Consider the following 20,662-nt stretch of genomic DNA (forward strand, 5'->3'; position numbering starts at 1 on the left):
TCTGCGATTGGCTTATCAAAGCATAAACACACCCCTCCGCCCCCTCTCAAGAGTAATAGCCCATGAAAAGGCAGGAATAATTTGTATATTTATGATAATGAATATCATAGAGACGATTAAGCGTTTTCCAGATCAGTCCAGTTGCATAGACTATCTTGAAGGATTAAGATGGCAAGGATTGCCAGAATGCCCGTATTGCAACAGCAAACGGAGCAGCAAGCGCCAGGAAAGCCAACGGCATATTTGCAATAGCTGTAACCGCAGCTATAGCGTTTTGGTCGGCACTGTTTTCGAGGGCACCAAACTTCCTTTGCCGCAATGGTTTTTGGCTATTTCATTAATGCTGAATGCGAAAAAGGGGTTATCTGCACGTCAGTTAAGCAGGGATCTGGGATGCAATCGTAAGACAGGCTGGTATTTGCAGATGCGGATACGGGAAGCCATGCGGGACGGCGGGGATGGCGGTTTGTTTAAGGGTATTGTTGAGGTAGATGAGACTTATTTAGGTGGTAAAAAAGCCAATCACTCAAAGAAAAAGCGGCAGGAAAGGCGCGATAATAATTTGCAGGTCACCGGCATGCAGGATAAACAGCCCGTGATTGGGTTATTGGAGCGGGATGGCCGTCTAAAGCTTCAGGTCATAGATAAGGCACATGGGAAAACGCTCAAACCCATTGTTGAACAATCAGTGAGCACAGATGCTACTATTGTAACGGACGGCTTTGGTGGATATGCCGGTTTAAATAAAATATTCCGTGAACATCAGGTATTAAACAAGGAAAAAGAAGAGTATGCCCGGGGAGAGTATCACACCAATACGATTGAGGGCTTTTGGACATTGTTAAAACGGGGGATATATGGTCAATACCATAAAGTATCGCTCAGACATTTGCAATCATACCTGAATGAGTTCACATTTAAATATAACAATAGAGGCAATAACCAGGTGTTTAACTTTTTAATTAACAAAATGGCTACTGCCTCTTGATGGGCTATTACTCTCTCAAGAGGGGAATCGCACATTTCCCAGCTTTTTACCCCTTTAATTGATCCCGAGGAGGGAATTAGAAGATTCGGAACAAATAATCTATCTTCATCAATAAAAAAATCAACGCAATCAGCGAAATCGAAAACAATCAACGGCCATACATGAAGAAACTTTTTACCCTAAGCATTCTTTTATTAACCTTTACAGCCGCGTTTGCCGGGCCGCCTAAAAATCAGTATGTGCGTATCCATACGGTTTATGGCGATTGTATCCTTCGCCTGTATAATGAAACGCCTTTGCACCGCGATAACTTTATCAAACTAACCAAAAAGGGATTTTATAATGGTACGCTGTTTCACCGCGTGATCCAGAATTTCATGATCCAGGGCGGCGACCCGGATTCAAAAGACCCGGTAAAAGCAAAACCCGGCGCTGAACTGGGCAATGGCGATGTGGGTTATACCCTCCCGGCCGAATTTCGCGACAGCTTGTTTCATAAACGCGGCGTACTTGCTGCCGCCCGTGATGATAATCCCAAAAAGAGTCGAGCGGCTGCCAGTTTTATATTGTGGAAGGCAAACGCTTTACCGACGGCAAACTGGATACACTGGAAAATACCCGGCTTAAAGGCCGCAAGATCCCGGCATGGCAGCGGGAATGGTATAAATCAGTCGGCGGTTCGCCACACCTTGATCAAAATTATACCGTTTTTGGCGAGGTTGTTTCAGGGATTGATATAGTTGATAGGATTGCTGCCGTAAAAAAGGATGCCAATGATCGTCCCAATGCTGATGTGCCTATGACGGTTGAGTTGCTAAGCAAAAAGGAATGCAGGCAGTTGGATGCTATTCTTTTTCCCGCAAAAAAATAAAAAGTTGTCTTTTCGACCGAAGGGAGAAATCTTATACGCCATGCAAATTAAACTATACTGGGCGTATAAGGTTTCTCTTTCGCCCCGTCGCTAAGACCCCGTCTCTGCTCTATCGAAATGACAATTTTGTTGTAATTTCGTGATTTTAAATCGCAGTTAATTCCGAAATCGAACATCCGAAATCTCAAATGAAAATACTTACATATAACGTTAATGGTATCCGTTCGGCAATAAACAAGGGTTGGCTGGCCTGGCTGCAAGCTACTGACGCCGATGTTGTTTGTTTGCAGGAGATTAAAGCCACGCCAGATGTATTGACTGATCTGGGTTTGGTAGATCAGATGGGCTATCAGCACTACTGGTTCCCGGCCGAAAAGAAAGGCTACAGCGGAACAGCCATTTTTACCAAAATATTGCCCAAGCATATTGAGTACGGCTGTGGTATTCCTGACTTTGATCGTGAAGGGCGCTGCATCCGAGTTGACTTTGATGAGGTTTCGGTGATGAGCGTTTATTTTCCATCGGGTTCAAGCGGTGACGACCGGCAGGTTTTTAAATACCGTTTTTTAGATGAGTTTGGCAAGTACCTTACCCTGCTTAAAGTGGAGCGCCCTAACCTGGTGGTTTGCGGCGACTATAACATTTGTCACCGCCCTATTGATATTCACAATCCAAAATCAAACGCCAACTCATCGGGCTTTTTACCGGAGGAACGTGAATGGATGGAGAACTTTATTGAAGGCGGATTTATAGATACCTTCCGCCACCTGAACAAAGAACCGCATAATTATACCTGGTGGAGCTTCCGCGCCGGATCACGCGGTAAAAACTTAGGCTGGCGTATTGATTACGCCATGGCCAGCACCCCGCTTGAAGATAAGATCCGCCGCGCGGCCATATTGCCGGAGGCCAAGCACTCCGATCATTGCCCGGTATTGCTGGAATTGGAGTTTTAAGCCCCTCTAAATCTCCCCTGAAGGGGAGACTTTAAGAAATATTAAAAAAATGTCATTGCGAGCGTAGCGCGGCAATCGCACGGAAGCATATACGCCCTGTATAGCTACGCGATTGCCGCGCTACGCTCGCAATGACATTAATGGGTTTACTTAGGCCCGTAAGTAACCACCGGTACTATCATTTCCTCTAACGAGATCCCTCCGTGCTGGAAAGTTTCATTATAGAAATTCACAAAGTGGTTGTAGTTGTTCGGGTATACGAAATAGCTGTCTTCCTTGGCAAAAACAAAGCTTGAGCTAATGTGCAGCCTTGGCAGCATGGCATCATGCGGGTTGCGGATATGGAAAACCTCCTTGGCATTATAGTTAAGGTTTTTGCCTTGTTTATAGCGCAGGTTGGTGTTAGTGTTCCTGTCGCCCACAATTTTGCTCGGGTTTTTTACGCGGATGGTACCATGATCGGTAGTAATGATAACACGTACCTGTTTTTGTGCGAGATATTTCAGCAGGTCGAACAACGGGGAGTGCTCAAACCACGACAGGGTTAATGAACGGTAAGCAGCATCATCACTTGCCAGCTCGCGGATCATCTGCATATCTGTACGGGCATGCGAAAGCATATCCACAAAGTTATATACCACCACGTTAAGCTCGTTGTTCATGAGGTTATTCACCGACTCATTCAGCGCGCGGCCTTCGTCAATATTCAGGATCTTATGGTATGAGTGTTTGCAATCCTTTCGCAGCACACGTTTCAGGTGGTCGGCTAAAAACTCGGCTTCGTACAAGTTCTTGCCGCCTTCATCCTCGTCGTTTTGCCACATAGATGGATAGCGGCGCTCCATATCCAAAGGCATCAGCCCCGAAAAAATGGAATTACGGGCGTATTGCGTAGCTGTTGGCAGGATACTATAATAAGTGTCCTCTTCCTCCAGTCTGAAATATTCGGAAATAATTGGGTTAATGATCTTAAACTGATCATACCGCAGGTTATCTATCAATATAAAAAACAAAGGCCCTTTGCCATCCAGCTTAGGGAATACCTTCTTTTTAAATAACTGCGGCGATGAGATTGGCGCCAGGTCCGGGTTTTTGATCCAGTTAAGGTAGTTGCGCTCCACAAACTTGCAAAACTGCATATTTGCTTCTGCCTTTTGCAGCGTCAGGATCTCGTGCATGCCGGCATCTTCCAGCTTTTCCAGCTCAAGCTCCCAGTAGATCAGTTTCTTGTAAACGTCAACCCATTCCTGGTGGCTCAGGTTTTCGTTAAGGGTCATGCCCAGTGTACGGAAATCCATCTGGTAGGCCATGGTGGTTTTTTCGGTAACGAGGCGTTTGTTTTCGGTCAGTTTTTTTATAGTAAGCAGGATTTGCTTAGGGTGTACCGGCTTAATCAGGTAGTCGTCTATTTTTGAACCGATGGCATCTTCCATCAGGTACTCTTCCTCATTTTTGGTGATCAGCACAATGGGCACATCATTGTTGATGTTCTTGATCTGCTGCAGAGTTTCCAGGCCGGTAAGGCCGGGCATGTTCTCATCCAGGAAAACCAGGTCGAAATAATTGTTCTTAAAAGAGTCGACGGCGTCGTAGCCATTGGTAACAGTGGTTACTTTATAGCCCTTTTCGCCCAGGAAAAGTATATGTGGTCTTAGCAGGTCAATTTCGTCATCGGCCCATAAAATGGTGGTGTCTTGCATAATATGTATATTAAATTTCTGAATCAGAATTTTCAGAATTTAAAAACTTTCAGAATGATCCGGTATAAGGTTAAATGCTTTTCAAATATCAATTTTTTACCATTAAATTCTGTGAATCCTAAAATTCTATGAATTCTGATTCAGACAGTAAACCCCAAATAGATGCTTTTGTTGTTATTCAGTAAAGGTATTAACAAAATTTAACAAACCTGTCGCGCTTATTTTACCTTTGTTTTACATTTTTGCACTTACATAAGCAGCATTGAATAAAAAGAAAATAATTAACGACCCGGTTTACGGTTTTATCAGTATCCCAACCGAACTGATCTTTGACCTCATATCCCATCCGTACTTTCAGCGGTTACGCTATATCAAGCAACTGGGCATGACGCACCTGGTTTATCCCGGCGCACTGCACACCCGTTTTCATCATGCTTTGGGCTCCATGTACCTGATGGATACCGCGCTTGAAACATTGCGAAGCAAAGGCCACCAGATCTCTGCCGAAGAGGAAGAAGCGGTTACCATTGCCATATTATTGCATGATATTGGCCACGGCCCATTTTCTCACGCTTTGGAAAATACCATTATTGATGGCATTGCCCATGAAGATATTTCATCAATGCTGATGAATAAGCTTAATGCCCGGTTTGAGGGTAAGCTTACCATGGCCATTGATATTTTTAATGATACCTATCCGCGTAAGTTTTTACATCAACTGGTATCCAGTCAGCTGGATATGGACAGGCTGGATTACCTTAATCGCGACAGTTTCTTCACCGGTGTATCCGAAGGGGTGATCAGTTCCGAGCGCATCATTAAGATGCTCAATGTTAAAGACGATCATGTGGTTGTTGACGAAAAAGGCATTTACTCGATAGAGAAATTTTTGATTGCCCGCCGTCTGATGTACTGGCAGGTTTACCTGCATAAAACAGTGATAGCGGGCGAGGAGGTGTTAACCAAGATCTTCAGGCGCGGCCGCGAACTGATTTCGCAGGGTAAGGAACTATTTGCTACTCCGGCCCTGCTGCATTTTTTAAAGAACCGCATCAGCCGGGATGCTTTCATGAACGAGGACCATCACCTGGAAACTTTTGCATGTTTGGATGATACCGATATTATGGCATCGGTAAAAGTGTGGGCATATCATCCCGACCTGGTACTTTCTCATCTTTGCAAAAACCTGGTGCAGCGTAACCTTTTCAGGGTTGATATTACCAATGAATGCCCCGATGAAGCTTTTGTTGAAAGCCTCCGCCAAAAGGCGATGGAAAAGTATGGCGTTAGTTATGAAGATGCTGCGGCCTACTTTGTGTTTACCACATCTATCCGCAACAACGCTTATAACCAAAACGATGGCAACATTGGTATATTAATGAAGAATGGCGAGGTAAAGGATATTGCCGCCGCCAGCGACAACTCAAACCTGGTAGCTTTGGCCAAAACGGTGAAAAAATATATCCTGTGTTATAATAAGGAGTTGTTGAATTAACAGGCGGTTTTCACTGTAGAGACGCATAATTGCGTCTCCCGCATGCAGGTTACGGCAGTTCGAGATTGGCAAAGCGATCTGTCCTAAAGGAGACGCAATTATGCGTCTCTACATAAAAAGGCATTGTGGATAAATGCCGGAAATGTGCACTGGCCGCGTTAGGAATTGTAGTGTAAAGCCCGCAGTGAGGGTTGGAATTACGGGTTGGGCAAGCGAGGACTTGGAACGGAAAGCCCGGCCGCAGGCAACGCCCCTATTTAAGAGAGCGATAAAACAATGGCGTCGTACTTTGGATTTTAACAAATAGCAAAACGAAACCGATATACATCTGCGACAAATGAAGAAATGGTGAAAAATAAAACGCGTTGACAGTCAAAACTTTTTAACGCGTGTTCATAACTCATTAATAATTTGTTGCTTCAATTTTAACATTTAAATTTGCCCGATGCAATTTACCGCTCATGATATAAGTTTACTGCTCAACGGAACTGTAGAAGGCGATCCTTCGGCAACTGTTAGCCAGCTTGCCAAGATAGAGGAAGCCGGAGCCGGCAGCCTTTCTTTTTTGGCCAACCCTAAGTATGAGCAGTTTCTGTATACTACCAACGCCTCCATTGTTATTGTTAATAATGATCAGCAGTTAACGGAGCCCGTAAAAGCTACACTGATCAGGGTTGAAAACGCTTACAGCGCGTTCACTGTCCTGCTTGACAAGTACAACACTTTCAGGCTTGATAAAAAAGGAATTGAACAGCCAAGCTTTATCCATCCCACAGCACAGGTAGGGGCGGGCGTTTATATCGGCGCGTTTGCCTATATCGGCCAAAATGCAAGCATCGGCGATAATTGTAAGATCTATCCAAACGTTAATGTTGGCGATAATGCAACCCTTGGCAATAATGTAACACTGTTTGCAGGGGCTACAGTTTACTTTGATTGCGTTATTGGCAACAATGTGATAGTGCATTCAGGAGCGGTAATAGGCAGTGATGGCTTTGGCTTTGCCCCTAACCCCGATGGTACTTACACCAAAATTGCACAGATTGGTAACGTAATATTGGAAGACGACGTTGAAGTGGGTTCAAATACTACTATCGACAGGGCAACCATGGGTTCGACCATAGTGCGCAAAGGCGCGAAAATTGACAACCTGATCCAGATAGCCCACAATGTGGAAATTGGTGCGCATACTGTAATTGCAGCACAGTCGGGCATTTCGGGCAGTACCAAAATTGGCGAAAGGGTTGTAATTGGCGGCCAGGTTGGTTTTGCCGGTCACCTCAATATTGCTAACGGATCGCAGTTTTCGGCCCAGACGGGGATAAACGGCTCTATAACAGAAGAAGGTAAGGCATGGGGGGCTCTCCATATATGCCATATAAAGATTACCTTCGTGCCCACGCTAAGCTGCGAAAGCTGCCGGAGCTTGACCGCAAGGTGTACGAGCTTGAAAAATTAATTGAAGAACTACGTAAAGGCAACGTAAGCGAATAGCCTTAGCCTGTAAATTTAAATATGAACGTTAAACAAAGAACTATTAAAGCGCCGGTTTCGGTATCAGGAACAGGCTTACACACCGGACAAAGCGTTACAATGACCTTTAATCCCGCCCCTGAAAACCACGGTTATAAATTCAGGAGGATTGATATTCCCGGTGCGCCAATTATTGATGCCGATGTTGATAACGTGAGTGATACCTCACGCGGAACATCTATAAGCCAGAACGGTGCTACAGTAAATACTGTTGAGCACGTGCTGGCCGCTTTGGTTGGGCTTGAAGTTGATAACCTGCTGATTGATCTTGATGGCCCCGAAACTCCCATTATGGATGGCAGCTCGATACAGTTTGTTGATGTAATAACCGAAGTTGGGCTGGTTGAACAGGATGCCGACCGCGAATACTATCATATTCCCTATAACATTCACTACTCTGAACCTGAGCGTAAGGTTGAAATGGTTGCCATGCCTTTGGATGATTACCGTTTTACCTGTATGGTCGATTATAACTCGCAGGTGCTGGGCAGCCAGCATGCCAGTATCTCAACTATTGGCGAGTTTAAAAAAGAAATTGCTTCATGCCGTACCTTCTGCTTTTTGCACGAGCTGGAAATGTTGCTAAAGCATGACCTGATTAAAGGCGGCGATCTGAACAATGCCATCGTGGTTGTTGATAAAGATGTTGACCAGGAAGAACTTGATCACCTGGCCAAGCTGTTTAACCGCAAGGATATCAATGTTGCCCCGCAGGGCATTTTAAATAATATTGAACTTCGCCACCAAAACGAGCCGGCACGCCACAAACTGTTGGATATGATAGGCGATTTGGCGCTGGTTGGCGTGCCGCTTAAAGGGCACATCATGGCCGCAAGGCCAGGCCATGCGGCTAACGTTGCCTTTGCTAAAAAGATCAAAGCGCTCATCAAAAAGGAAAAAAGCCGTAAGCAGGTAAAAACTTATGACCTGAACGCCAAACCGGTTTTTGATACGGTGGAAATTATGGGCATGCTGCCTCACCGTCAGCCTTTCCTGATGATCGACAAGATCCTGGAGCTTACTAAAAGCCACGTTGTAGGGTGTAAAAACGTAACCATTAACGAGGAGTTTTTTAAAGGCCATTTCCCCGGCGCGCCAATCTTCCCCGGTGTATTACAAATTGAGGGTATGGTGCAAACCGGCGGCATCCTGGTGTTAAACACGGTTCCCGATCCGCAAAACTACCTTACCCTGTTCCTGAAAATCGAGAACGCCCGCTTTAAAAGCAAAGTAGTTCCCGGCGATACCATTATTTATATTTGCGACCTGATTGCCCCCATCCGCCGCGGCATAGCTACCATGAAAGGTATAGGCATGGTGGGCGACCGTGTTGTTGTTGAGGCCGAACTGATGGCTCAAATTGTAAAAGTAAAAGAATCTGAAGCATGATCCAGCCATTAGCATACATCCATCCACAGGCCAAAATTGCCGATAACGTGGTAATTGAACCATTCGTTACCATCCATAAGGATGTTGAAATTGGCGAAGGTACCTGGATCGGCTCCAACTCCGTAATTATGGATGGCGCCCGCATAGGTAAAAATTGCCGGATATTCCCCGGCGCGGTTGTATCCGCCCCGCCGCAGGATTTAAAATATAAAGGCGAGCAAAGCACCGTAACCATTGGCGACAACACCACTATACGTGAGTGTGTTACCCTTAACCGCGGTACCGCCCTTGATAAAAATACCACCACCATTGGCAGCAACTGCCTGCTGATGGCTTATGTACACGTAGCGCATGATTGTGTTATTGGCGATAACGTAATTGTTGCCAACGCCGTGCAATTGGCAGGCCACATTACGGTTTATGATTACGCTTTCATCGGCGGCTCATCTGCCGTGCACCAGTTTGTTGAAATCGGCGCGCATAGCATGATCTCGGGCGGTTCATTGGTACGTAAAGACGTTCCCCCGTTTACCAAGGCTGGTCGCGAACCGCTATCATATGTAGGTATCAACTCTGTAGGCTTGCGCCGCAGGGGATTTTCGGCTGCTACAATAGCCGAAATCCAGGAGATCTACCGGATCATATTCCTCAAAAAATATAATGTAACCAAAGCGCTTGATATCATCGAGGCCGAGTTTACCCCCAGTGTAGAACGCGATGAGATCATCAACTTCCTGCAAAACTCACAACGCGGTATCATGAAAGGGTTTGGGAATACCTAAATGGCTGGAAGTCCATGGTCCATAGTCGATAGTCCATGGATTTCCGAAACAATTGCCGTGGCCCTGCATTCATTAACGCAAAACGGCTATGGACTATCGACTATGGACCATGGACTATTGACTATCGACTAAAAAAATGACCATCACCCTCAAAGACATCGGCCGCCGCTTTAACCGCGACTGGATTTTCAGGGGAGTGGATTATACCTTTACTTCCGGCGAGTCATATGCTATCCTTGGCCCAAACGGTTCCGGGAAATCAACCTTACTGCAGGTTTTAAATGGGAGCCTTTCGCCTTCTACAGGTAAAATTGAATTTGCTAACGAAGGAAAACCGGTTGAAATAGATACCGTTTTTACTCATTTAAGCCTGGCTGCTCCCTATCTTGAGCTGATAGAAGAGTTTACCATGAGCGAGATGGTCGACTTTCATTTTAAATTTAAAAGCTTTAAACCGGGTATAGATAAAGAAACGGTTATCGCGCTGCTTAACCTCCCTAAAAGTGCCAATAAGCTTATCAAATACTTTTCATCGGGCATGAAACAGCGCCTTAAGCTGGCCCTTGCTTTTTGTGCAGATACGCCCATGCTTATGCTCGATGAGCCCACCTCCAACCTCGATACTCAGGGCGTTGATTGGTACCTAAGCCTCGTACAACAATTCGCCGAAGGCCGGCTTACCATAGTATGCTCCAATCAGGAGCATGAGTATGGCTTCTGTAATCACAGGTTAAGCATTGTGGATTATAAAAGTTAGATGTGAGACGTTAGATTTGAGATTTGAGACAATGCAAATCGGATATCTATTCATAGATATTGTGAATGTACAAAGGATTGAAAAAGCTCAAATCTCACGTCTGATATCTCATATCTGTTTTATACATAACCCTTTAAATGTGGCTGCAGAGTAGAAAATCTCAAATCTAACGTCTCAAATCTCAAATCAAATTCCTAAGTTTGCGCCTCAATATTATTTTATGGCTAAGGCATCAGATGTTAAAAATGGAAATGTACTTCGCTTCAACGGCGAATTAGTTCAGGTTGAGGAGTTTTTACACCGTACCCCGGGCAACTTACGCGCGTTTTACCAGGCCCGTATGCGCAACGTTAAATCAGGTAAACTGGTTGAATACCGTTTCCGTACCGATGAAGAGGTTGACATAGCCCGCGTTGAAACCAATGATTATCAATACCTGTATGACGAAGGTGATTCATTAGTAGTAATGGACAACACTACATACGATCAGCATAACGTACCAAAGGCATTATTTGGCCCGGCAGTTAAATTTTTGAAAGAAGGCATGAACGTAATTGTTGCCTTCGAAAGCGACGAGCCCATCATGGGTTCTATACCGGGCTCGGCCGAGCTGGAAATCACTTACACCGAGCCAGCCGTTAAAGGTGATACTTCAAGCGGTGCTTTGAAAAATGCCACCGTTGAAACCGGCGCGGAGATCCGTGTACCGTTATTCATCAACATTGGCGATAAAGTTAAAGTTGATACCGCTACCGGCGCTTACGTTGAGCGTGTAAAAGGTTAATCCACCGGCCCTCAAAGGGTAGGAAACAGATATAAACCAGGAAGAGGTTTCGTTTTCACGAAACCTCTTCCTGGTTTTAGCCCCGCTCATGTCGTACTTGTTTCGGGATCATTATAGAGGGATTAAAACTTATCATGTATATACGTCATTATCCTAACCATCTCATCTCTTACTTCGCGGGTTGGCCGGGTAAAATTATTGTTCATGAATGCAAAAGCCAGGCGTTTGCCTTTGCGGGTAACTATGTAGCCGCTTTGGTTATGATTGTTGCTTAACGATCCGGTTTTTGCCCAAACAAAAGGATGCCCGTTATCGGTTTTATAGGCGCTTTTAATTGTACCCGCTACGCCGCCTATCGGCATCATGCTATGTAACAGGTTTTCATCTTTCACCTCGTCCTGAATTTTGAGCAGCAGGGCTACAAGGTCTCTGGGGGTAAACAAATTATACCGCGACAATCCCGAGCCATCAACCCATTGCGGCACATCGGGCAAGTCATTCAAAAAATGTGTTTTTGAGTAATTGATCACCGAATCAGTACTGAGGGTATTAAACTTTACCGACGAGCACACCAGCAGCAATTGTTCGGCAATAAAATTATCGCTCGGCTGCAGCATCCGCCGGTAAACGGAATCGGCATTGGTATTATAAATAACCCGCGCATCCGCAGCCATTGGTTCCTGCAATAAGGACACCTGCTTTTTGAGTGTATCCTGCAGCAGGGCCATGGTAAGCTGCAGGCTTGTTTTCCATGGGATTTCCTGTTTATAATTTGGGGGGATCACCCCGGCAGGGTACACAAAGTTATTGCTGATAAAATCGCGCTTAACTTTAAACTGTGCCGGGCGATAATTAATATCGGCATTTAAAAACCGTTTTAGATATTGGGGCCTTACCTGCATGTTACCGTCATTATCTGCGTAAAGCCGGGCAACGTTATCTTCAATAGGCAGGGCGGTTATTTCGGCCTGATAATAATCATTGTAATCGTCCCAGCCCCATCCTGCACCAAAAAACTCACCTGTATAGTTACCGGGCGAATAAAAAAGGTGTTTACTGCTACTCTTCAAAAAGTTAAGCCCATTTACTCCTTTCAAATCGCTGTGCAGGAAAGAAGGGTCGCCGGTACCCCAAAATATCAGCGAATCTCCGCGGGTTTGATAACGCAATGCCGGGATAGAATCGCCAAGCATTTTCAAACAGGTGTAAAAAGTAAAAAGCTTGGTATTGGATGCCGGGGTAAAGTATTTATCGGCGTTTAATTCATATATCATTTTATGCTCGTCCAAATCATAAAGGGCGAAACCGGTAAAGTGATCATTAACAATCTGCGAATGCTTAAAAAGCTTTTTAACCTTTCGTTTTTTTATGGAATGGGCATAAACAATATCACGACAAAGGGATAAAACACAAACAATTAACAGAAATGAAATTGTTGACTTTCGCATAATAAAATAATTTTTTAACAAATAAATCTCGTAAATTTAATATACCAACTATAACCACTTTGTTACACAAGTTATATTATAAAATACGCCATCCGGGAGCATTGTGGCTGGCATTTGTGTTAACATTTTGCCTTACAACCACAGCCCGGGCCCAGTACTTTGATCTTGATGTGCATAAAAAAAGGTGAATATCCCGTTTAAACTGGAACGGAACCTGATGATCATTCAACTTAAGATCAACAACAAAGGGCCCTTTAACTTTATATTGGATACCGGCGTAGGTCTCATGATCATAACCGATCCTAAATTAGCCGATTCTATCAGTATTCCTAATAAACGTACATTAAAAATCCCGGGACTTGGCGAAGGGGAGGATTCTGAAGCTTATGTAACCTCAACCTTAGATGTTGCCATACCGGGACTGGTTAGCTATGATGTTGCGGCTGCCATATTAAAAAAGATCTCTTTAACCTTTCGGGTTACGCAGGCATGCCCATTCATGGGTTACTGGGCTACGAGTTTTTTAACAACCTGGCCGTAAAGATCAGTTTCCAGGACAGCGTAGTTACCGTTTGCAGGCCCAAAGACCTCAAACCCTTCAGAAAAGCGAATAAGATCCCCCTGTCTGTCGAAGACAGGAAAGCCTATGTGGATGCGCGGGTTATAATGCCAGGCGTAGCACCCATTAATACAAAGCTGGTTGTTGACCTTGGCGCAGGGCACCCGGTATCAATTGAACGTTATATCAAAACCTATGGCCTTCCGCAAAAATTTATTGCTTCGGCCAACCTCGGCATTGGCTTAAACGGACCAATAAACGGCTTTATAAGCCGGATGGACGAATTCAGTTTAGGTAAATTCAGGATGAAAAGAGTAATAGCTTCATTTCCTGATGATAGCAATAACCAAATCAATCTGTCGGTGAAGCGCGATGGAAACCTTGGCGTTGGGATCTTAAAGCGATTTACCGTTATTCTTGATTATCCGGATAGTGCCATGTATTTAAAACCCGGCCCAACCTATAACGATCCGTTTGAGCATGACATGAGCGGCCTTGAGTATTATGCCGCAGGCGACCACCTCGACAAGATTGTTATCAGCCGCGTAGAGCCCGGTTCGGCAGCCGATGAAATTGGCCTTGAGCGCGACGACGAGATCATATCGGTAAATTTTAAACCCGTTTCAAAAATGAACCTCCAGGATATTGATGAAATACTCAAATCAAAGGATGATAGAAGCCTGCTGCTTGAGGTGTACCATGACAAACGGGTTGATAAAGTTGTACTGACATTAAAACGCAGGATATAATTAGTAATACCTGTAAAATTATTATTGATAAAACACTTTGCAGCTAAAAAAACCTGTTTTTTATATAAGTTTACGGTTTAAACTATTTTTAATAAATGAAAAAACATCCGTTGCCGGGTATTTATTTACGCGGCTCAGTATTGGCACTTGCGGTTTTGGCGGGCTCTTGCGCTGCCAGGAAGCAAGCTGCAAACCCAAGCCTTACCCTAAAAACCATTACCACACCAGGCGGAACCGTTGCGACAGCAACAACCGGAACCCCCAAAAAGGAAGGTATTAAAAAGTTTAGCGACCTTATTCCCGCTAAAACAAAGGCTGATAGCGGCCTTTTTAATACTTATAAAGTTGATGGCAAATATTACTACGAAATACCCGATTCATTAATTAACCGCGAAATGCTGGTGGTTACCCGTTTTGTAAAAACACCGGGCGGCCTCAAAACATTTGGCCAGCAATATGGCGGCGAAGAAATTAACAACCAGGTTTGGAAATGGGAAAAGCACGATAAGCAGGTATTTATCCGGGTGCCCAGCTATTCGTTACGTGCCGATAGCACCAGCGATATGTACCAATCGGTTAAAAACTCAAACCTTGATGCTATACTGGCCTCCTTTGAGGTAAAAGCCTTTAACAAAGACACTACCGGCGTTTTAATTGATGTTACAGATTTTTACAATGGCGATATTGCCGCTATTGGTTTATCTGATGATATCAAAAAGGCTTATAAAACCATGGGGGTTGATAACTCTCGTTCCTATATCGACACCATTAAAAGCTTCCCGATAAATATTGAGGCGCGCACACTAAAAACCTACCGCGCCGGCGAGTCGCCAACTGACAACAGTAATGCAGCCATTACATTTGAGTTGAACACCTCCATGCTTTTACTGCCCAAAGTCCCGATGAAAGCCCGGATTATGGACCCGCGCGTGGGCTTTTTGGCCAGCGCCAAACAGATTATGGCACCAATGCTCAAAAAGCCTTAGTAACAGCCTATATTCACCGCTGGAGGTTAGAGCCTAAAGACCCCATTGCTTATGCCAAAGGCGAGCTGGTTGAACCCAAAAAGCAAATTGTGTTTTATATTGATCCGGCTACACCTAAAAAGTGGGTAACTTATTTAATACAGGGCGTAAACGACTGGCAAAAAGCGTTTGAAGCTGCCGGTTTTAAAAATGCCATAACCGCTAAAGAAGCCCCAACGGCAAAACAGGACCCACAATTTAGCACCGAAGATGCCCGCTACAGCGTGATCAGGTATTTTGCATCGGATGTAGAAAACGCTTATGGCCCCCACGTGGCCGATCCGCGCAGCGGCGAGATCCTGGAAAGCCATGTTGGCTGGTACCACAACGTGATGCAGCTATTGCGCGATTGGTACCTGATCCAAACAGCAGCGGTAAACCCCAAAGCCCGCCACGCACAATTTGCTGACGATCAAATGGGCGAGCTGATCCGTTTCGTATCATCGCATGAAGTTGGTCATACTTTAGGTTTGCCACACAACTTTGGCTCAAGCTACGCTTACCCTGTTGATTCACTACGCTCAAAAACCTTCACCGATACACATGGTACCGCACCTTCCATTATGGATTATGCCCGCTTTAACTACATAGCCCAACCCGGCGATGGCGTTACGCACCTGTATCCGCAAATTGGCGAGTACGATAACTGGGCGATAAAATGGGGTTATACCTGGTTCGCGGGCAATAAAACGCCGGAGCAGGAAAAGGAAACATTAGCCGTGTGGACCAACAAGAATGCCGGCAACCCGGTTTATTATTTCGGCCGCCAGGGCACCACTATCGATCCCCGCCTGCAAAATGAAGATTTGGGTGATAATGCCATGAAGGCCAGCGCCTATGGTATTGCCAACCTGAAACGGATTTTGCCAAACCTCGAAAAATGGTCGTACAAAAAAGATGAGGACTATGCCGATCTTAATGAATTATATAATGAAGTTTTAGGTCAGTATTACCGTTACATGGGGCATGTTACCACCAACATTGGCGGCATGAACGAAAACTTTAAAACATATGATCAAAAAGGTGCGGTTTATGATTTTGTGAACAAAGAACGCCAGCGCGAAGCCGCTTTGTTTTTAAACCAGCAATTATACACAACCCCGTTATGGCTAATTAACAAAGCCGAATTGGCTAAGTTTGATAACGGTGTTATGATAAACCGTATTAAAGCCATGCAGGTTTCATTGCTAGGCAATGAGTTAAACCCTTCAAGGCTGGCGCGGATGTATGACAATGAGGCCAAAAACGGCGCTAATGCCTATACCGTTGCGCAGTTATTAACCGATTTACATACAGGCATATTCGGCACAACCAAACCCGACGGCTATCAGCGCAACCTGCAAAGGGGCTATATCGAAAACCTGAAGAACCTGTTAAATACAGATGCAAGCTTCGCGTTCCCTGGTGTATCAAGTGCGCAGCTGGCAAGCTGGGGCTTTACTCCAATCAACATCGCATTGTCTGACATCAGGCCCATGGTACGTGCCGAATTAAAGAAAATTGATACCGGCCTGCCAAAAGGCGGCGATGCAATAACCGCAGCTCATTATGCCGACCTTCACCTCAGGATAAAGGAAGCCCTTAATCCAACAAGGCCGGTTGTAAATATTGCAGGGGGAATGATTAGGGGTATAAACACCCCCAACCAGGATATACTGAATGAAAAAACAGGAAGTATGAACTGCTGGCCACGCACCAATGTTGAAAACTAATCTGGCACACCCCTTAAAAATCCTTCTTAAAATCCTGCCCTATTTGTAGGGTGGGATTTTTATTTTATGGATTTATTTAAACAAAACGCTGATGACTTAAAACAATTATAAGGCAGGGTGTGAAAAGCCCTTTGCCTATTTAAGCTGGCTTATATTTTCAAAGAAAGCAACCTGCAAATCAAGCAGCGACTTCACGTTTATTTTTTCGCCGTAAGCATCAAAACATAAAAATTTTGTTAACTCGGGCCTGTTTTTCTTCGATTTTTCGAAAAAATTAAAGGTTTCAAAAAAATAATGGTTGGTTGTAACATGGCTTTTACTATTTGTTTGCGATGTATTCAGCCTAAAACCGATCGTATCGATCCATTTGTGCACTTTTGAATGCAGCGAGTTTCCAATATTGTTCATAGGTTAATGTTTGGTTTAAGTATAACGAAATTTCATGCCACAATGTTACTATCATATAAATTCATTTTAAACAATAGTTTATTTCTTGTGTGGATTATTAACGCATCAATAGCATTATTTGGTATTTGCTGCAACAAATATTGAAACTAATTATTCACATATTCGTAATAAACCTAAAAACATCCAAACGTAGCTCATTGAGCACTCCCCGCCGCTTATAATTGACTGACTGATCTTTATAACAACCACAAGGCCGGAGACCCCGGCCTTTTTTGCGTAATAATTTGTAACAATAATATGATTGATAAGCAATTACAGGCCTAATGTGTAACAATAATATATTGATTAGGCTTTTAGCAAATTTTAAGTTGAACATTTGCAGTTCAATTGCGTCTATATACACACAAAAACAATAATTGCACGCCGAAAAAACGTTTATGAAACCCCTATTTCTTATTTTAAGTTTTACCCTGTTATTTGCCTTTGGTTCCAACGCTCAAACGGGGCGGGAGGTAAAGGGAACTGTCGTTGATTCCACTAAGCTTTCCTTACCCGGAAGTAGCGTTAAGCTGGTTTCAAATGCCGGTGATAGCACCATCGCTATTGCCGATGCAGCCGGTAAGTTTTCGTTCCCGGTAGTAAAGGGCAACAAACTAACCCTTACCATTTCGTCAATCGGTTTCACCGCAATAAAAAAACATTACTCGCTTGATGCCGGGAGCCAACCGGTTGACCTTGGCCCGATAGTTTTAAAAACCGAAACCAATATGCTTAACCAGGTTACCATCGTAGGTGTTAACCCGGTGATATTAAAAGAGGATACTACCGAATATAAAGTAAGCGCATATCCTGTACGCGAAAATGCTCCTGTTGAAGACGTGTTAAAGAAACTGCCCGGCGTTGATGTAGATAAAGACGGCAACGTAACCGCACAGGGCAAATCGGTGACCAAAGTAAGGGTTAACGGAAAGGATTTTTTGGGGGTGATGTTAAAACAGCAACCAAGAACCTGCCTGCCGATGTGGTTGAAAGTATCCAGGTAATTGACGACTACGGCGACCAGGCTAACCTTACCGGCATCAAAACCGGCGAACCGGACAAGATCCTGAACATCACCATTCGTAAAGACAAAAACCACGGTTATTTTGGGCAGGCTACTGCCGGCGATGGCGAAGATTTTTTACCCAAAGCCCCGGGCATAACCAATGCCAACCGCTATATAGGCGATCTGAAATTTTTTAACTTCAATAATGAACAGCAGATAGCCGTATTGGGAACTATTAACAATACCAACGTAAATACATTTACCTATGGCAGCGCCACCGGAGGTGGGGAGGTGGTTTCGGGGGAGGCGGTGGCGGCAGGGGCAATGCATTGCGTGGCTCAAGCAGCTCAACAACCAGCGCAAACGGCATCACCAACGCGCACGCCATTGGTGCCAACTTCCGCGATCAGTGGGGTAAAACACTCTCTGTTTACGGAAGTTACAGCTATACTGATAATACTACCAACACCATTAGCTCATCTATCCAAACCAACAACGTTCAGTCACCAAGTATAAGTACGCAAAAAAGCGATCAAACAGATAATCCTATTAACCATCGTTTTAATTTTAACCTCGAGTGGAAACCCGATACCATTAATTACTTAAAAGTTGTACCGAACTTCACCTACTCGAGCACTAATACTAATGCTAATGAATCCGTATCATCAACTATCGGCGGAATAACCAACTCGTCATACACCTCATTGTCGCACAGCGATGGCACAACGCCAGGCTACGGTATTAACGCCTTGTATAATCACCGCTTTAACGGGCATGGCCGCAACCTGAGCATTAACATCAGCGCTAATACGTCAAAAACATCGCAGTTCGATAATCCAACTTATGATTATGCCGATGGCGCACCCCGCCAGGCGCCTGCCAATCAGCAAACTTATACCGATAGCCGCGTAACCAGCTTTGGTACAAACATCTCGTATCTGGAGCCAATAAGTAAAAGGGGGTATTTGGAGCTTAATTATGCATTTAACCGCTCAAACACCACAAGCGACAGGGAAACCGATACGCTCAGTACCGCCAATACATATGACCATTACGACAGGTTGAGCAATAACTATAAATACAATTTTACCACCAACCGCGTTGGCCTGAACTATCGCTTTATCGAAAAGAAATACAACGTTACTTTGGGTATTGGCGTACAACCGGCCGCATTAAACGGCCTCAATCTTAAAAACGATTCGGCTACGCACGTAACCACGTTTAACGTGATCCCAACCGCTCGTTTCAGCTATAATTTTTCGAGGGGAAAAGCTTTAAACTTCCTGTATAACGGATCAAGCAACCAGCCTACATTTAGCCAGTTGCAGCCCGTTATTGATTTCACAAACGCGCTTTACCCGGTACAGGGTAACCCTAACCTGAAGCCGGAACTTGCCAATAACTTTTCATTGAGATATAATAATTTCAGTTTCCAAACCGGCAATATTTTCTTTACCAATTTCAACTTTACCGCAACACAAAATAAAATAGTACAAAACACTATTTCTTATCCCCGCAAATTTAGTAAGGCGGTGTTAGCAGCAGATCCATCGTTAAAAAGCTTTGAGGGCACCAATCTTACCAACTATTTAAATGCGGATGGTTACTATTCGGGCACTGCTAACGTGGTATACGCCAAGCCGTGGGCCCAGCGTAAGTTTACCCTGCAATTTAATAGCGCCTTGACTTACACCAATGGTGTGGCATTCTCAAACAGCATCGATAGTAATAATGTTGCCGCATCAGCTGCTCCATTAAAAAACATAGCCAAAAACCTCAACTTTACCCCCGGTTTAAAATTCAGGGTAAATATTGTTGATGTTATTGATGCAGAGGCAAGCAGCAGCTATGGCATCAATAAAACAACCAACTCTATCCATAGTACGCTTATTGATGGCAGCTCAAACTTCCGCACGTTAAATTTAGGGCTGGCCGGCAAAAATTATTTCTGGAAAGACTGGACGCTGAGCTATGATTTTACCCGTACTGTAAATTATGGATATGACCCAAGTCTTGGTATTAAAAACCCTAACATTCTGAATACTTACGTTGAACGCCGCTTTTTGAAAGATCACCGCGCAACTATTCGCTTGGCAGCATATGATCTTTTCAACCAAAACACAGGTTATACATCGGTTGTAAATGGCAATATAACTACGCAATCTACCGTAAACAGGCTTGGGCGTTACTACTTGCTAACATTCACACTTCGTTTACAAAAATTTGCAGGCAAGGCCCCGGATCAGCAACCCGGCCAGCGCAGGTTTAACCGCGATGGCGGAGGTCCGGGTGGACCCGGCGGCGGGCCAGGAGGAGGTGGCCCGGGCGGTCCTGGTTCTTTCTAAGGGATAGTATTTTTGTAGCGACGCATAATTGCGTCTTCCGCAGGACAAGCGATTTCAATAGCGTCTTAGCTACCGTAAATTGCAGGCTGGAGACGCAATTATGCGTATCTACATTC

The 20,662-nt window shown here is 44.4% G+C and carries 19 protein-coding genes and 1 pseudogene; 17 read left to right on the plus strand and 3 right to left on the minus strand.

Annotation, left to right across the window (positions count from 1 at the left end; translation table 11 throughout):
- Positions 1-97: 97 nt before the first annotated feature.
- The 4 genes and pseudogenes from ACQ86K_RS31175 (at position 98) to ACQ86K_RS31190 (ending at position 2,815) form a co-directional block, all read left to right on the plus strand.
- Positions 98-988 carry an IS1595 family transposase gene (locus tag ACQ86K_RS31175; protein WP_189549506.1) on the plus strand — a complete coding sequence of 297 codons (891 nt, stop codon included), beginning with the start codon at positions 98-100 and terminating at the stop codon, positions 986-988.
- Between the two features lie 161 nt (positions 989-1,149).
- A pseudogene (locus ACQ86K_RS31180) lies at positions 1,150-1,461 on the plus strand (peptidylprolyl isomerase); the annotation flags it as partial.
- A 95-nt stretch (positions 1,462-1,556) separates the two neighbouring features.
- The gene (locus ACQ86K_RS31185; RefSeq protein WP_431199375.1) at positions 1,557-1,859 is read left to right on the plus strand and encodes a peptidylprolyl isomerase; all 303 of its coding nucleotides are present in this window, start codon (positions 1,557-1,559) and stop codon (positions 1,857-1,859) included.
- A 188-nt stretch (positions 1,860-2,047) separates the two neighbouring features.
- The gene (locus tag ACQ86K_RS31190; protein ID WP_091174730.1) at positions 2,048-2,815 is read left to right on the plus strand and encodes an exodeoxyribonuclease III; all 768 of its coding nucleotides are present in this window, start codon (positions 2,048-2,050) and stop codon (positions 2,813-2,815) included.
- 146 nt (positions 2,816-2,961) lie between these two features.
- Here ACQ86K_RS31190 and ACQ86K_RS31195 read toward each other — a convergent pair whose 3' ends face one another.
- Positions 2,962-4,515: a bifunctional response regulator/alkaline phosphatase family protein gene (locus tag ACQ86K_RS31195; protein WP_091174733.1), complete on the minus strand. Its 1,554-nt coding sequence runs from the start codon at positions 4,513-4,515 to the stop codon at positions 2,962-2,964.
- A gap of 262 nt (positions 4,516-4,777) precedes the next feature.
- Between ACQ86K_RS31195 and ACQ86K_RS31200 the strand changes: the two genes are divergently transcribed.
- From ACQ86K_RS31200 to efp, 6 genes are all read left to right on the plus strand, one after another.
- Positions 4,778-6,010, plus strand: coding sequence for an HD domain-containing protein (locus ACQ86K_RS31200; protein WP_091174736.1), 1,233 nt, complete (start codon positions 4,778-4,780; stop codon positions 6,008-6,010).
- A gap of 445 nt (positions 6,011-6,455) precedes the next feature.
- Positions 6,456-7,469: a UDP-3-O-(3-hydroxymyristoyl)glucosamine N-acyltransferase gene (gene lpxD, locus ACQ86K_RS31205; RefSeq protein ID WP_431199376.1), complete on the plus strand. Its 1,014-nt coding sequence runs from the start codon at positions 6,456-6,458 to the stop codon at positions 7,467-7,469.
- 56 nt (positions 7,470-7,525) lie between these two features.
- Entirely contained in the window at positions 7,526-8,932 is a 1,407-nt protein-coding gene (locus ACQ86K_RS31210) for a bifunctional UDP-3-O-[3-hydroxymyristoyl] N-acetylglucosamine deacetylase/3-hydroxyacyl-ACP dehydratase (protein ID WP_091174740.1), read from the plus strand.
- The gene (gene lpxA, locus ACQ86K_RS31215; protein WP_090532656.1) at positions 8,929-9,714 is read left to right on the plus strand and encodes an acyl-ACP--UDP-N-acetylglucosamine O-acyltransferase; all 786 of its coding nucleotides are present in this window, start codon (positions 8,929-8,931) and stop codon (positions 9,712-9,714) included. Before ACQ86K_RS31210 ends, lpxA begins: the two co-directional genes overlap by 4 nt.
- Positions 9,715-9,850: 136 nt before the next feature.
- Positions 9,851-10,471 (plus strand): ABC transporter ATP-binding protein, encoded by a 621-nt coding sequence (locus tag ACQ86K_RS31220; protein ID WP_091174743.1) that lies wholly within the window; start codon positions 9,851-9,853, stop codon positions 10,469-10,471.
- A 220-nt stretch (positions 10,472-10,691) separates the two neighbouring features.
- Positions 10,692-11,255 carry an elongation factor P gene (gene efp / locus ACQ86K_RS31225; protein ID WP_090532660.1) on the plus strand — a complete coding sequence of 188 codons (564 nt, stop codon included), beginning with the start codon at positions 10,692-10,694 and terminating at the stop codon, positions 11,253-11,255.
- Between the two features lie 122 nt (positions 11,256-11,377).
- Here the strand turns inward: efp and ACQ86K_RS31230 are convergent, their stop codons facing one another.
- On the minus strand, positions 11,378-12,703 hold the full coding sequence (locus tag ACQ86K_RS31230) for a D-alanyl-D-alanine carboxypeptidase/D-alanyl-D-alanine-endopeptidase (protein ID WP_091174747.1): 1,326 nt from the start codon (positions 12,701-12,703) through the stop codon (positions 11,378-11,380).
- A 184-nt stretch (positions 12,704-12,887) separates the two neighbouring features.
- Between ACQ86K_RS31230 and ACQ86K_RS31235 the strand changes: the two genes are divergently transcribed.
- The 4 genes from ACQ86K_RS31235 to ACQ86K_RS31250 all read left to right on the plus strand — a co-directional run bounded on the left by ACQ86K_RS31235 (position 12,888) and on the right by ACQ86K_RS31250 (position 16,748).
- Positions 12,888-13,244, plus strand: a complete 357-nt coding sequence (locus tag ACQ86K_RS31235; RefSeq protein WP_431199377.1) for an aspartyl protease family protein — start codon at positions 12,888-12,890, stop codon at positions 13,242-13,244.
- Complete coding sequence (locus ACQ86K_RS31240) at positions 13,193-14,011, plus strand: PDZ domain-containing protein (RefSeq protein ID WP_431199378.1); 819 nt, start codon at positions 13,193-13,195, stop codon at positions 14,009-14,011. The genes ACQ86K_RS31235 and ACQ86K_RS31240 overlap by 52 nt, the downstream gene beginning before the upstream one ends.
- Before the next feature lie 95 nt (positions 14,012-14,106).
- The gene (locus tag ACQ86K_RS31245; protein ID WP_431199379.1) at positions 14,107-14,997 is read left to right on the plus strand and encodes a DUF5117 domain-containing protein; all 891 of its coding nucleotides are present in this window, start codon (positions 14,107-14,109) and stop codon (positions 14,995-14,997) included.
- 89 nt (positions 14,998-15,086) lie between these two features.
- Entirely contained in the window at positions 15,087-16,748 is a 1,662-nt protein-coding gene (locus tag ACQ86K_RS31250) for a zinc-dependent metalloprotease (RefSeq protein WP_431199380.1), read from the plus strand.
- A gap of 135 nt (positions 16,749-16,883) precedes the next feature.
- On the opposite strand, the gene ACQ86K_RS31255 is transcribed toward ACQ86K_RS31250, so the two are convergent.
- A complete protein-coding gene (locus ACQ86K_RS31255) occupies positions 16,884-17,156 on the minus strand; it encodes a hypothetical protein (RefSeq protein WP_091174755.1) in 273 nt (90 codons plus the stop codon).
- A gap of 437 nt (positions 17,157-17,593) precedes the next feature.
- On the opposite strand from ACQ86K_RS31255, the gene ACQ86K_RS31260 reads away from it, so the two are divergent.
- The 3 genes from ACQ86K_RS31260 (at position 17,594) to ACQ86K_RS31270 (ending at position 20,546) form a co-directional block, all read left to right on the plus strand.
- The gene (locus tag ACQ86K_RS31260; RefSeq protein WP_431199381.1) at positions 17,594-18,199 is read left to right on the plus strand and encodes a carboxypeptidase-like regulatory domain-containing protein; all 606 of its coding nucleotides are present in this window, start codon (positions 17,594-17,596) and stop codon (positions 18,197-18,199) included.
- Positions 18,178-18,717 (plus strand): hypothetical protein, encoded by a 540-nt coding sequence (locus tag ACQ86K_RS31265; RefSeq protein ID WP_431199382.1) that lies wholly within the window; start codon positions 18,178-18,180, stop codon positions 18,715-18,717. Before ACQ86K_RS31260 ends, ACQ86K_RS31265 begins: the two co-directional genes overlap by 22 nt.
- A 233-nt stretch (positions 18,718-18,950) precedes the next feature.
- Positions 18,951-20,546 carry an outer membrane beta-barrel protein gene (locus tag ACQ86K_RS31270; protein ID WP_431200970.1) on the plus strand — a complete coding sequence of 532 codons (1,596 nt, stop codon included), beginning with the start codon at positions 18,951-18,953 and terminating at the stop codon, positions 20,544-20,546.
- The last annotated feature ends 116 nt before the right edge of the window (positions 20,547-20,662 follow it).

Origin of the sequence: Mucilaginibacter sp. P19, assembly GCF_050632265.1 — a bacterium.
GTDB classification, from domain to species: Bacteria; Bacteroidota; Bacteroidia; order Sphingobacteriales; family Sphingobacteriaceae; genus Mucilaginibacter; species Mucilaginibacter gossypii.